Below are 13,025 nucleotides of genomic sequence, written 5' to 3'. Positions count from 1 at the left end.
CTGCCGTGGATCCCGTCTGGCGAGAGCCTGGTCAGCCGGATGATGAGGGGCGCGGGAGTTCGGGCTGACAGACCGGGCACCAGTAGGTGACCCGTTCGCCGAGCTCCTCCTTGCGGATGGCCGTGCCGCAGCGGCGGCAGGGCTGAGCGCGGCGGCCGTACACGTAGCTGGTCTGCCCCCGGTGCAGTGAGCCGGTGCTGCTCTGCGTCCACCGGCCCCGGTTGGCGGCGAGCAGCCGCTGGGAGAGGGCCACCAGGCCCGGCAGGTCGGGCACTTTCTCGACCGGGGTCCACGGTGACACGCCCCGCAGGAACAGCACCTCGCACTTGTAGAGGTTGCCCACACCGGCCAGGTTGCGCTGGTCGAGCAGCGCCTCGCCGATGGTCTGCTCGGGGTGGTCGGCGAGCCGACGGACCGCCTCGGCCGGGTCCCAGTCGGCGCCGAGCAGGTCGGGGCCGAGGTGGCCGACCAGGTGGCCCTCGTCGGCGGTCGGCACCAGGGTCAGGTCGTGCAGGTGGTAGCCGACCGCGACAGCGCCAGGGCTGCGCAGCACCACCCGGATCAGGTGCGCGGGCCGTCCGCTCCAGCGTTCCCCCGGGGCGTACGCCCGCCAGGCGCCGTCCATCCGCAGGTGGGAGTGCAGGGTCCAATGCTCCCCGGTCGGGGCGTCGAATCGCAGCAGCAGGTGTTTGCCCCGGCTGGCCGACTCACGGACGGTCCAGTCGGTCAGGTCCGTGGTCGCCAGCTGCGGCACCCGGAAGTCACTGCCGGTGATCCGCGCGCCGGCCAGCGCACGCTGCAGCACGCGCGCGGTGTTCCAGACGGTGTCGCCTTCGGGCACCCTGCCATCCTCCCTCTTTCGAGCAAGATTCGCATGTGTCGCTATTTGTACTCAGGTTCCTCATGATCTACCGACATGCGAAGGTCAGGGGGTTCTGAGGAGAATGCCCATGACGCGACCCTCTTGTCGTATCCCATCCGTCGCCCTCATCGCCACCCTCGCACTTCTGCTCGCCGCAGCGCTGCTACCCGCCGGCGGCCCTGCCCCGGCCGCACCCGGCGGCGCTCCGATCACTCTCGTCGCCGCCGCGCCCGGCGACGAACGGTGGAGCGTCGACCTCACCATCGTCGACCGCGACGATGTCAACGTCCGGCGTAGCGCCGCCGGCCTCCGCCTGCGGGATGCCCGCGCCAACGGGCGCGGCGCCCGCAGCCCGCACAGTGCTGTCGCCGAGGGGATGCTGCTGGCCGCTCCCCGTACTCTCGCCCGGCCGGCCACCCGGGTCCGCGCTGAGATCAACGCCGCAGTTCCGGCAGGGGCGACAGTGGAGGCGCAGGTTCGCGGCTGGCGGGCCGCCGGCTGGACGGAGTGGCGGGCGGCCACCACCGGCGCGGTCTTCGACCGGCCGGTCACCAGGGTGCAGACCCGGGTGGTGCTCACCGCCCCCGACGGCGGCGCCACGGCGACGGCACGGAGCGTGCGGCTCACCGCCGACGCGAACGTCGCCGTCTCCGCCGCCACGCCCGGCCGCACCTACCGGGTGTACGCCACCCGTATCGGCCTGGTCGGCGAGCTGACCGCCAACGGCCGTACCGTGCAACCCCGGGACCACTTCGCGGCGCTGCCGTCGCGGCGGGGGCTCTCCCCGTTGAACACCGGCGACTACACAGTGCGGGTCTGCACCACCAGCGGCTCCCGCTGCGAGTACGCCCCGGTCTGGGACGTCGGGCCGTGGAACACCCGCGACGACTACTGGAACCCCTCGTCGGTTCGGGAGAACTGGAAGAACCTGCCGCAGGGCCGGCCCGAGGCGCAGGCCGCGTACCAGTCCGGCTACAACGGCGGACGGGACCAGTTCGGGCGGACCGTGCTCAACCCGGCCGGCATCGACCTGGCCGACGGGACGTTCTGGGACGGGTTGCTACTGACCACCAACTCCTGGGTGGACGTCGCGTACCTGTGGACCGGAGGGGGGCCGCGCGGTGTCGTCGGTGACGGGCCGCTCAACATCCGCACCGGGGCCAGCACGTCGTACGCGACGCGAGGCCTCGCTGCCCGGCTGGCCCACGTGCCGATCCAGTGTTACGTCACCGGTCAGTCGGTCGCCGGCCCCTACCGGACCACCACCCGCTGGAACCGTCTGGTCAGCGGCCAGTACGTCAGCCACGCATACATCTCCAGCGTGTACGGCGGCAGCGTGCCGGTCTGCTGAGCCACGCTCACCCCGTCGGGCGCTCCGTCGATGTCAGGGGCGCTCGTCGGGGCGAGCCGTGCGCACCATGTCCTGGTAGCGCGGGTGGCTGGCGCCGTAGACGGCGTAGTTGAGGCGGGCGTGCGTCAGGCTCAGGTCGCCGTTGGGGCCGCCCCGGACGGCGTCGGCGTCGGCGTCGGTCTGGCCGTCGTCGGTCCAGAAACAGACGGGGCAGGTCCCCCCGCCGGTTCGGGATGCACAGCAGGGACAGCCCACAGGAACCACATGCTCACCCACCGGAGAAGCATTCCACAGTCGAACATCAGCCCGATACCCGCAGGAGGTCCCCCGGGAAGGCGGCGAGGAGGTCCGCGGCCCGCCCGCCGTTGACCGCGACCGCCACCAGACCGGCCGAGTCGACGTAAGCCACCAGGCCTCCGGCCGGGGCGTCGCCGAAGGTGCGCCCGTGCACCGCCGCGAGGGTCGGCGTCGGTCCCGGCGGACCCACCCGGAGCGTGGCCGGCAGCCGATCGAGCAACTCGGCCGGCGCGGCAAGTTGGACGTTGCCGAAGTGGTCCACTGTCAGCACCTCGGCGGTGAAGCCCTCGGCGTCCCGGGACACCGTCGGCGCCGGGAGTCGCACCAGCCCGGCGGGATCGACAGGTGGGCCCGCCTCGGCCAGCGGTGCGCCGAGCGCCAGCCGGGCCGCCGCCGGTGCGAAGACGTCCCGGCCGTGGAACGTGGCGGACACCTCAGCGGCCAGCCAGCGCGGCTCGGTCAGCTCGACCGCGCCGGTCACCCCACCGAGCGCGGTGGCCGCGTCCAGCAGCAACCCGTTGTCCGGTCCGACCAGCAGTCCGCCCGGGGTGGCCAGCGCGACCCCCCGCCGGGCGGTGCCCACACCCGGATCGACCACCGCCACGTGCACTCCCACCGGCAGGTACGGCACGGTCTGCGCCAGTACGGCAGCACCGCGCCGGACATCAGCCGGCGGGACCAGGTGGGTCACGTCGATCACCCGTGCGGCCGGTGCGATCCGGGCGATGACCCCGTGGCAGGCGGCCACGAAGCCGTCGGTGAGGCCGTAGTCGGTGGTCAGCGAGATCCAGGGCGCGGCGGACATGCCCGCAGGCTAGTGGAACCTGCGCCGTGCTGGCGGATACGGGACAGCGCAGTGGCCGACCGGCCCCTCCCGCCGCGGGAAGAGGTTGTGCAGACTGCCCTGGTGACAACTCGGAACCTCCCCGCAGTCGGAATCCTGCTGGTCGCCGTCGCCCTCAGCGCCGGTTGTGGCAGTGACGACGACGGCAACCCGACCGCGACCCCGTCCGTCTCGTCCGAGGCGGCCCCGACCGGCCTGCCGACGCCCCAGGCCGCACCCAGTGCCGACGGCGCGACCCCGCCCCCCGCTGCCCAGGGCACGACGCAGCGACGGCCGGCCAGCCCGCCGCCGGTGGTGCTGCCCAAGCGTCCGGCCAGCGCGCCCGGCGCGAAGCAGGTCGTCGACGCTTTCCGTGCCGCCGGCCTGAAGGTGCCGCACCCGAAGGACCGCTCGGTCGACTGCGGGCCGGACGGCCTCGGCCTGGGCTGTTCCGAGCTGATCGCCACCGACGCCGTAACCGTGTACGTCTTCCCGGACGAGACCAGCGCCAGTGACATCGCGGAGACGTGGGGTGGCCAGTCGTACCGGCGCGGCGCGGTGGTGTTGAACTACCTGGAGGCGAAGACCCCGGCCGCCGACCGCCCCGGCTACGAAAAGGCCCTCGACAGGCTGGGCTGAGCCACCGGCGTGGCCGGAGCATGTTGTTCTTTTGACCGTGATGTCTGTGAGTCATCGTGATGACTCACAGACATCAAGCTCTCTGCGGAATTGCCCTCGGCGGGTCCTCGGCGGGTCAGCCGCGCAGGCGTAGGCCCCGGGGGGTGGCCCGGAAGCCGGCGGCGGTCAACGCGTCCCGCAGCGGCGACGAGTGCACCGCCTCGCCGTCGGCCCGCTCCACCGACATCGCGCCCAACGCCCCCGAGTGGACGGCGTCGGCGAGCGCCTTGCCGGCTGCGGCGAGCGCGTCGGTGTCGTCGGTGAAGGAGAGCAGCGTTCGGCCGCCGCGTTCGACGTAGAGGACGAGGTCTCCGCCGACCTGCACCACCAGGGCACCCGCCTTGCGACCGGCCCGGTGCCCGGTCGCCGGGGTGGCGCCGTCGCCGGAGTCGATCACCCGTTCCGGCCAGGGCAGCGCCGCACCGTACGGGTTGGCCGGGTCGGTCGCGGCGAGCACCGTCGCCACCGCGCCCCGACCCCGGGCGCCGTCGGTCGGCTCGGCCAGCGCGCGCAGCCGGTCCACAGCACCGGGTACGGCGAACTGCGCCGCCCCGAGCCCTTCGACGAAGTAACCCCGGCGGGCCGCGCCGCGCTCCTCCAGCGCCGACAGCACCGGGTAGACCGCCGAGAACCCACCGACCACCTGCTCGGCCATCACCGCGCCCCGGGTGACCACCCCGTGCCGCTCCAGCAGCAGGTCGGCGAGCGCGGCGGCCCGCCGGGTCGGGTCGAGGTCCCGCGCCGGAAGACGCGACCAGCGGCCGGCGACCGTCGGCGGGCCACCCCGGGTCGGCAGCGCCACCCGACCGGGCCGCCGGTAACGGGTGCGGGGCGCGGACGGCCGGGAGCGGTGCGCGCCGCCGGCGCCGAGCACCGCGCGTAGCGGGGCGAGGGTGTCGTTGCTGAGGTAGCCCGCCCAGACCAGGTCCCAGATCACAGCGGTCAACGCGGCGTCGTCGGTCGACCCGACCCGGTCGGCCAGCGGGCGGAAGAAGAGCGCCTGCCCGTCGCCGAGCGCGTCGAGCACCGCGTCGTGCAGCGGGGTACGGGTCAACGCCTCGTCGGGCGGCGGGAGCAGCAGCGGTGCGGCGTCCGCGTACGCCAGGGTTACCCAGCCGTCGCCCCCGGAGATCGCGCCCGACCCCGCCCAGAGCACCTCCCCGCTGGCGCACAGCTCGTCCAGCTGGGCGGGGGAGTAGTCAGCGACCCGGGCGGGCAGCACCAAGCGTTCCAGAGCTGACGCCGGAACCGCAGTGCCCTGCAACTGCTCCACGGTGGCGGCCAGCGCCTCCACACCTCGGGCGGACGAGCCGACCTGCTGCCAGCGCGGCAGGAACGTGGCGAGGGCCCGGGGCGGCACCGGCTCGATCTCCCGGCGCAGCGCCGCCAGCGAGCGACGACGCAGCATCCGCAGCACCTCGGCGTCACACCACTGGGCGCCGGCCGAATCCGGTGTGAACTCCCCGGAGACCACCCGCCCTGTGGCGCCGAGTCGGCGCAGCGCCTGCTCGACGACGAACACACCGAGCCCGAACCGGGCCGCGCAGCTCGCCGCGGCGAACGGCCCGTGGGTGCGGGCGTAGCGGGCCACCAGGTCACCGAGCGGATCGGCCACCGGGGCGAGGTACGCCTCAGCCACCCCCATCGGCAGCGCCACGCCGAGGGCGTCGCGCAGGCGGGCGGCGTCCTCGACACCCACCCAGCGCTGCTCGCCCGCGATCCGGACCCGCAGCACCCGGCGGGTGGCCTCCAGCTCACTGAGCCACGTCTCCGGCACACCCCGCTCGGTCAACTCGGCGTCGCTCAGGTCACCGAGCACCCGCAGCAGCTCGACGACGTCCTCGGCGTCGCGGGGGCGGCGCTGCTCGGTCAGCCACCGCAGTTGCCGGTCGGTCTCGGTGAGCACCGCCGGGTCGAGCAACTCCCGCAGGTCGACACGGCCGAGCAGCTCGCCGAGGAGCGTGGAGTCGAGGGCGAGTGCGGCGGCGCGGCGCTCGGCCAGCGGGGCGTCACCCTCGTAGAGGAACGCGCCGACATAGCCGAAGAGCAGCGACCGCGCGAACGGCGACGGCGCGCTGGTCTCCACCTCGACCAGCCGCACCTTGCGGGTGGCCAGGTCGCGCATCAACCCGGCCAGCGCCGGCTGGTCGAAGACGTCCTGGAGGCACTCCCGGGCAGCCTCCAGGGTGACCGGGAAGTCCGCGTACTCGCGGGCGACGTCGAGCAGTTGCGCGGCCCGCTGCCGTTGCTGCCAGAGCGGTTGGCGACGCCGCGGGTCGCGGCGCGGCAGCAGCAGGGACCGGGCGGCGCACTCCCGGAAACGGGCGGCGAACAGGGCGGAGGTGCCGACCGACTCCTCCACGAGCTGGGCGATCTCGTCGGGCTCGAAGACCACCACGTCGGCGCCGGGCGGCTCGTCGGCGGTGTCCGGAAGACGCACCACGATGCCGTCGTCGGAGGGCATCACCTGGGCGTCGACCCCGTACCGCTCGGCCAGCCGGCGGCCCACCGCGAGGGCCCAGGGTCCGTTGACCCGGGCACCGAGCACGCTGTGCACGGCTAGCCGCCAGTCACCCAGCTCGTCGCGGAACCGCTCGACCACCACCGTGCGGTCGTCGGGCAGCGAGCGGGTGGCCTCCCGCTGCTCGCGCAGGTAGGCCATCAGGTTGTTGGCGGCCCAGTCGTCCAGCCCACCGTCGCGCAGCGCGGCCACTGCCGCCTCGTCGGTCTGGCGCAGCAGGGTGCGGACCCGGGCGCCGATCGCCCGGCCCAGCTCCACCGGCCGGCCCAGCTGGTCGCCCTTCCAGAACGGCATGCGGGCGGCCTGCCCCGGGGCGGGCGAGACCAGCACCCGGTCCGGAGTGATCTCCTCGATCCGCCAGGAGGACGAGCCGAGCAGGAAGACGTCACCGACCCGGGACTCGTAGACCATCTCCTCGTCCAGCTCGCCGACCCGGGCGGCCCGCTCGGCGCCGGCCAGGAAGACCCCGAACAGACCCCGGTCGGGGATGGTTCCACCGCTGGTCACCGCGAGGCGTTGCGCCCCCTGGCGGCCGGTGAGCACATCGGTGGCCCGGTCCCAGACGAGCCGGGGGCGCAGCTCGGCGAACGCCGTGGACGGGTAGCGGCCGGAGAGCATGTCGAGCACGGCGTGCAGCGCCGAGTCGGGCAGCTCGGCGAAGGGCGCGGCCCGGCGGACCAGCACGGCCAGGTCGCCCAGCGTCCACGGCTCCAGCGCCACCATCGCCACGATCTGCTGGGCCAGCACATCCAACGGGTTGCGCGGGTAGTGCAGCTCCTCGATCGCTCCGGCGGTCATCCGCTCGGCGACCACCGCGCAGGAGAGCAGGTCGCCGCGGTGCTTGGGGAAGACCACCCCCCGCGAGACCGCGCCCACCTGGTGCCCGGCCCGGCCGACCCGTTGCAGACCGGCAGCCACGCTGGGCGGCGCCTCGATCTGCACCACCAGGTCGACAGCGCCCATGTCGATGCCGAGCTCCAGGCTGGAGGTGGCCACCACCGCCGGGAGCTGGCCGGACTTGAGCGCTTCCTCGATGTGCTTGCGCTCCTCCCGGGAGACGCTGCCGTGGTGGGCGCGGGCGATCACGGGCGCCGCGCCGGTGGCCGCGCCGGACTGGGCCATCACCTCGGCCGGCGGCCGGTTGCGCAGCGGACCGGCGGGACCGCCCCAGCGCTGCGCGCCGGATGCCGGGTCACCGTCGCCCGCCGGGTCGTCGCCGGCCGGCAACCCCTCCGGTACGCCGATCGCGCCCTCGACCGACGCGGATGCGGCCACCGCCTCGGCGGCCAGCTCGTTGAGTCGGGCGCAGAGGCGCTCGGCGCTACGCCGGGAGTTGGTGAAGACGATGGTCGAGCGGTGCTGCCCGATGAGGGTGAAGACCCGTTCCTCCACGGCCGGCCAGATCGACGCCCGACGTGGCCCGGGGCCGCCGAGGTCGTCCTCCGGTGGCTGCTCCTGCTCGTCCAGGCGGGTCATGTCCTCCACCGGGACCTCGACGCTGACCTCGATGGTCTTCAGGGTGGCCGGCTGCACCACGTCGACCGGGCGGGCGCCGCCGAGGAACTGCGCACAGGCGTCGATCGGCCGGACGGTGGCCGAGAGGCCGATGCGCTGCGCCGGGGCGGGCAGCAGCTCGTCGAGGCGTTCGAGAGAGAGGGCGAGGTGGGCGCCGCGTTTGCTGCCGGCCACCGCGTGCACCTCGTCGACGATCACCGTCTGGATGCCGCGCAGCGAGTCGCGAGCCGCGGAGGTGAGCAGCAGGAACAGCGACTCGGGCGTGGTGATGAGGATGTCCGGTGGGGTGCGGGCGAAGGCGCGTCGCTCGTCGGCGGGCGTGTCGCCGGTGCGCATGCCGACGGTGATGTCGGGCGGTGCGACGCCCAACCGGGTGGCCGCCTGCCGGATGCCGGCCAGCGGGGCGCGCAGGTTGCGCTCCACGTCGACGGCGAGAGCCTTGAGCGGGCTGACGTAGAGCACGCGGCACCGCTGGCGGGCCTCGGCCGGTGCTGGCTCGCTGGCGAGTCGGTCCAGTGACCAGAGGAAGGCCGCGAGCGTCTTGCCCGAGCCGGTGGGCGCCACGACGAGCGCGTTGCGCCCGGCGGCGACCGACCGCCAGGCGCCGGTCTGCGCGGCGGTCGGGGCGGCGAAGGCGTTGTCGAACCAGGCGCGGGTGGCCGGGCCGAACCCGGCCAGCACCGCGCCGGCGTCTGCGTCTGCCCCGGTCACCGGTCCATCGTGCCCCGCGGGTCCGACATCCACGAGCGACCTCACGACGGAATGAACCAGCAAAAGGCAAAAAGCGTGGAAGGTGCGCTTAATACGTTAAGTCTCACTTAACTGTTTGCTTCTAAGGAGCAACATAAAGTAACTTCACTCGCAACGCGAACCGGGGTGAGGGGATTTGATGGCCGGCGAGCAGCGCACCGTCGAACCGGGCACCGACGTGCTGATTCGCAAGGTCGACAGCCACCTCGCCGCGCTCCGCGCCGGCCTGCACGGCCCCGAGCTCGAGCTCGCAGAACGCCTCGCCCACTGTCTACGCCAGATGGTTCTCTGCACCGCCCAGGCCAGCGCCGCCGACCGGGGTCAGGTCCGCGTGGCAGTGCACTACTTCGTGCTGCGTCGCGAGAGCCGTGGCCGCCTGCTGTCGGTGCGTTCGCTGACCGCCGCCGAGCGGGTCGTCGACCGGGTCGCCCGCCAACTCGGCCGCCCCGACCTGCTGGCCGAGCTGCGCCGCGACCGCCCCGCACCCGGCGACGCGCAACCCCTCAACAACGCCCTCCTGACCTGACAACCCCGCCCCGCCCCACCCCCGTCAATCAAAAGTCCCCGTCACCGGCCCACCCGCACCCCCACCCCCACCCCGCGCCCGCGAGCCCCGCCTGTGCCCTGCGCCCCACTGGCGCCCCGCCTGTGTCCCGCGCCCCGCTCGCTCCCCGCGCCCCGCTCGCTCCCCGCGCCCCGCTCGCTCCCCGCGCCGCACCCCGCCTGTGCCTCGCGCTCCGCTCGCTCCCCGCGCGCTCCGCTCGCTCCCCGCGCCCGCCCGGGCCTCGCGCGCCCGCCCGGGCCTCGCGCCTCCGCCCGCGCCCCGTACCCCTCCCCGCCGCCCGCGCCCCCCGTCCTGCCCGCCCGCCCCCACCCCTCGTCCTGCCCGCGCCCGCCCCCACCCTCGTCGATCAAGGAGTTGTGGTGGGTGACAAGTGCCCCGTGAAAGACCAAATCGGGCACCACAGCTCCATGATCGACCGGGGTGCGCTGCTCGTTCCCCGCGATCTTGCACTTGCTGTCGTGGCATAGCGGGCATTCCGCGCGAGTCGACATCCGAAACTGCAAGATCGGCGCGAGCGGGGGAGAACGGGGGTGGGTGGGGGTCAGGGTGGTGTGGAGTTGGAGGGCTTGGGGGGACGAATTCTGGCAAAACCGCCCGGCGGGGGAGGAACTGGCGTCTGATCGCTGCTAGGCGCCACCGCTGCCACGGGCGTCGGCCATGTCGATCGGGAGCGCAGGTGCTGGTACTGCTCATCCTCCATCTCGTGGCGGCCCTCGCCGCGCCCCTGCTCGTCCGCCGGTGGGGTCCGCGCGCGTGCTACCCGCTGGCGCTCGCGCCGGCTGCCGCGTTCTGCTGGGCGGTGGCCCGCACTCCGGCCGTCGCCGACGGCGGGGCGGTGGTCGAGACGTACCCGTGGATCCGGCAGTTGGGCCTCGACATCGCGTTCCGGCTCACCACGCTGTCCTGGCTGATGACGCTGCTGATCGGCGGCGTCGGCACGCTGGTGCTGGTCTACAGCGCCCGGTATTTCGGTGCCGGTTCCAGCGGGCTGGCGCGGTTCGTCGCGGTCCTGGTCGCCTTCGCGGGCGCGATGCTCGCGCTGGTCTTCGCCGACGACCTGCTGCTGCTCTACGTCGGCTGGGAGCTGACCACGATCTTCTCGTACCTGCTGATCGGGCACAGCACCGAACGGCGGTCCAGCCGTTGGGCGGCGGCGCAGGCGTTGACAGTCACCACGCTGGGCGGACTCGCCATGCTGGTCGGCTTCATCATGCTAGGCGAACACGCCGGCACCTACCGCTGGTCGGAGATCAGCCAGCAGCCTCTGCCCGGAGGCGGGTACCTGGTGGGCGCCGTGCTGCTGATCCTGGCCGGCGCGCTGTCCAAGTCGGCGGTGCTGCCGTTCAGCTCGTGGCTGCCGGTCGCGATGGCGGCACCCACGCCGGTCAGCGCCTACCTGCACGCCGCCGCCATGGTCAAGGCCGGTGTCTACCTGGTCGGGCTGCTCGCGCCGGTGCTCGCCACGGTCGGCCCGTGGCGGCCGCTGGTGCAGGTCGCCGGTGTGGCGACCATGCTGCTCGGCGGGTGGGCCGCGCTGCGTCAGACCGACCTCAAGCTGCTGCTGGCGTACGGGACGGTCAGTCAGCTCGGCCTGCTGGTGGCTGTGACCGGCTCGGGCACGCCCGACGCCGCGCTGGCCGGCACCGCGATGCTGCTGTCGCACGCCCTGTTCAAGGCGGCGCTGTTCCTGGTCGTCGGCATCATCGACCACGGTGCCGGCACCCGTGACCTGCGCGAGCTGTCCGGGGTGCGGCACTGGTCCCGGCCGCTGTTCGTGGTCGCAGTGCTGGCCGCGGCGTCGATGGCCGGTGTGCCGCCGCTGGTCGGCTTCGTGGCCAAGGAGGCGGTGTTCGCGGCGTTCACCGACCAGCCGGTGCTCCTCACCGGCCTGGTCGCCGGGACGGTGCTCACCGTCGCGTACAGCGCCCGCTTCCTCTGGGGCGCGTTCGCCGACCGGCCGGGTGTGGCGCCAGTCCCGCCGGGGTCGATCGCCGCGTCGATGCTGGTCCCGCCCGCGGTGCTCGCCGGTGTCGGTCTGCTCGCCGGTCCGGCCGCGAGCGTGCTGGACGACCTGCTGCGCCCGTACGCCGATCTGCTCGGCGGTGTCGACGCGCACCTGGCGCTCTGGGCCGGACCGACCCCGGCGCTCGGCCTGTCCGTGCTGGCGCTCGTCGGTGGCGGTCTGCTCTTCGCCGTGCGCGGGCCGCTCGCCCCGGTGCTGGCCCGACTCCGGTCACCGGTGGGGGGCAACCAGGGGTACGAGTGGGCGGTCGGCCGGTTCGACCGGCTGGCCATCGAGGTCACCAGCGCGACCCAGCGTGGCTCACTGCCGCAGTATCTGGGCATCATCCTGGTGACACTGGTGCTGGTGCCGGGTGCGGCGATGCTTTCCGCCAGCCCCTGGCGGGCGCGGATTCCACTCTGGGACAGCGCGCTGCAACCGGTGGTCGTCGTGGTGATCGCGGTGGCGGCGGTGCTGGCGGTCGGTGCCCGCCGCCGGCTGACCGCGATGCTGCTGGTGGGCATGACCGGCTACGGCACGGCGATGTTGTTCGTGCTGCACGGAGCGCCCGACCTGGCGCTCACCCAGTTCCTGGTGGAAACCGCGACGATCGCGGTCTTCGTGCTGGTGCTGCGTCGCCTGCCGGAGCGGTTCTCGGCCCGCCCGCTGCGCCGTACCCGTTGGGTCCGTCGGGTGATCGGGGTGGCGGCGGGTGTGGTGGCCGCCGGGTTGGCCCTCACCGCCGTCGGGGCACGCCGGGCGCCGGACATCTCCGCCGCCTTTCCGGATCTGGCGGTGGTGCACGGGTACGGCCGCAACGTGGTCAACGTGACCCTTGTCGACATCCGGGCCTGGGACACGATGGGCGAGCTGGCGGTGCTGGTGGTGGCCGCGACCGGGGTGGCCAGCCTGATCTTCGAGCGCTCCCGCACCGGGCCGCGGCCGCGCCGGCCCGGTGCCGAGCAGGAGGAGGGCGGACGCGGCCGGCCGGTGTGGCTGCGCGGTGGCCCCACCCTCTACGAGGAGCGCCGCTCGATCGTGTTGGAGGTGGTCATCCGGCTGATCTTCCACACCGTGGTGCTGTTCTCGCTGTTCCTGCTCTTCTCCGGGCACAACGCGCCGGGCGGCGGGTTCGCCGGCGGGCTGGTGGCGGGTCTCGCCCTGGTGGTGCGCTACCTGGCCGGCGGCCGGTACGAGCTGACCGAGGCGGCCCCGATCGGCGCTGGCGCGATCCTCGGCGCCGGGCTGGCCATGGCGGTGGGCAGTGGTGTGGTGGCGCTGCTGCTCGGCGGGTCGGTGCTGGAGAGCGCGAAGGTCGACCGAACCCTGCCGCTGATTGGCGACGCCCATCTGGTCACGTCGCTCTTCTTCGACATCGGCGTGTACCTGGTGGTGATCGGGTTGGTCCTGGACATCCTGCGCAGCCTCGGTGCCGAGGTGGACCGGCACATCGAGGCCACTGGAACGGCCAGCGGCGGGTTGGCCGTCGACAAGGGGGACCGGGCGTGAGCGCGAGGAGTGAGCCGGGTTTGCGAGCCCCGCAGTCGCGAACAGGGGTGGCGCGGTGAGCGCGAGGAGTGAGCCGGGTTTGCGAGCCCCGCAGTCGCGAACAGGGGTGGCGCGGTGAGCGCGAGGAGTGAGCCGGGTTTGCGAGCCCCGCG

8 protein-coding genes are annotated in these 13,025 nt (G+C 73.7%); 4 read left to right on the top strand and 4 right to left on the bottom strand.

Annotated features, from left to right (window positions below):
• Positions 1 to 31: 31 nt before the first annotated feature.
• Positions 32 to 841, bottom strand: coding sequence for a DNA-formamidopyrimidine glycosylase family protein (locus ABZU43_RS28585; RefSeq protein WP_355009533.1), 810 nt, complete (start codon positions 839 to 841; stop codon positions 32 to 34).
• Between the two features lie 109 nt (positions 842 to 950).
• Here ABZU43_RS28585 and ABZU43_RS28580 point away from each other — a divergent pair, with 109 nt between their 5' ends.
• Positions 951 to 2,213: a hypothetical protein gene (locus ABZU43_RS28580; RefSeq protein ID WP_355009532.1), complete on the top strand. Its 1,263-nt coding sequence runs from the start codon at positions 951 to 953 to the stop codon at positions 2,211 to 2,213.
• A gap of 33 nt (positions 2,214 to 2,246) precedes the next feature.
• On the opposite strand, the gene ABZU43_RS28575 is transcribed toward ABZU43_RS28580, so the two are convergent.
• Positions 2,247 to 2,489 carry a CPCC family cysteine-rich protein gene (locus ABZU43_RS28575; RefSeq protein WP_238671784.1) on the bottom strand — a complete coding sequence of 81 codons (243 nt, stop codon included), beginning with the start codon at positions 2,487 to 2,489 and terminating at the stop codon, positions 2,247 to 2,249.
• Between the two features lie 25 nt (positions 2,490 to 2,514).
• Entirely contained in the window at positions 2,515 to 3,315 is an 801-nt protein-coding gene (locus ABZU43_RS28570; protein WP_355009531.1) for an SAM-dependent chlorinase/fluorinase, read from the bottom strand.
• A gap of 102 nt (positions 3,316 to 3,417) precedes the next feature.
• Here ABZU43_RS28570 and ABZU43_RS28565 point away from each other — a divergent pair, with 102 nt between their 5' ends.
• Entirely contained in the window at positions 3,418 to 3,972 is a 555-nt protein-coding gene (locus tag ABZU43_RS28565) for a hypothetical protein (protein ID WP_355009530.1), read from the top strand.
• Between the two features lie 115 nt (positions 3,973 to 4,087).
• On the opposite strand, the gene ABZU43_RS28560 is transcribed toward ABZU43_RS28565, so the two are convergent.
• Positions 4,088 to 8,758 (bottom strand): DEAD/DEAH box helicase, encoded by a 4,671-nt coding sequence (locus ABZU43_RS28560; protein WP_355009529.1) that lies wholly within the window; start codon positions 8,756 to 8,758, stop codon positions 4,088 to 4,090.
• Positions 8,759 to 8,936: 178 nt separating this feature from the next.
• Here ABZU43_RS28560 and ABZU43_RS28555 point away from each other — a divergent pair, with 178 nt between their 5' ends.
• Together ABZU43_RS28555 and ABZU43_RS28550 are read left to right on the top strand one after the other, a co-directional pair.
• Positions 8,937 to 9,323, top strand: coding sequence for a hypothetical protein (locus ABZU43_RS28555; protein WP_355009528.1), 387 nt, complete (start codon positions 8,937 to 8,939; stop codon positions 9,321 to 9,323).
• A gap of 715 nt (positions 9,324 to 10,038) precedes the next feature.
• Entirely contained in the window at positions 10,039 to 12,873 is a 2,835-nt protein-coding gene (locus ABZU43_RS28550) for a Na+/H+ antiporter subunit A (RefSeq protein ID WP_355009527.1), read from the top strand.
• Positions 12,874 to 13,025 lie beyond the last annotated feature (152 nt).

The organism is Micromonospora sp. NPDC005205 (genome assembly GCF_040608275.1).
Taxonomy (GTDB): domain Bacteria; phylum Actinomycetota; class Actinomycetes; order Mycobacteriales; family Micromonosporaceae; genus Micromonospora.
Note: the sequence above shows the minus strand (reverse complement) of the source record. Positions and strands in the feature narration are given on the sequence as shown.

Bases quoted from the DNA above. Each gene is read 5' to 3' on its own strand.
- ABZU43_RS28555 (WP_355009528.1), top strand. From the start codon at position 8,937: ATGGCCGGCGAGCAGCGCACCGTCGAACCGGGCACCGACGTGCTGATT.
- ABZU43_RS28570 (WP_355009531.1), bottom strand. From the start codon at position 3,315: ATGTCCGCCGCGCCCTGGATCTCGCTGACCACCGACTACGGCCTCACC.
- ABZU43_RS28580 (WP_355009532.1), top strand. From the start codon at position 951: ATGACGCGACCCTCTTGTCGTATCCCATCCGTCGCCCTCATCGCCACC.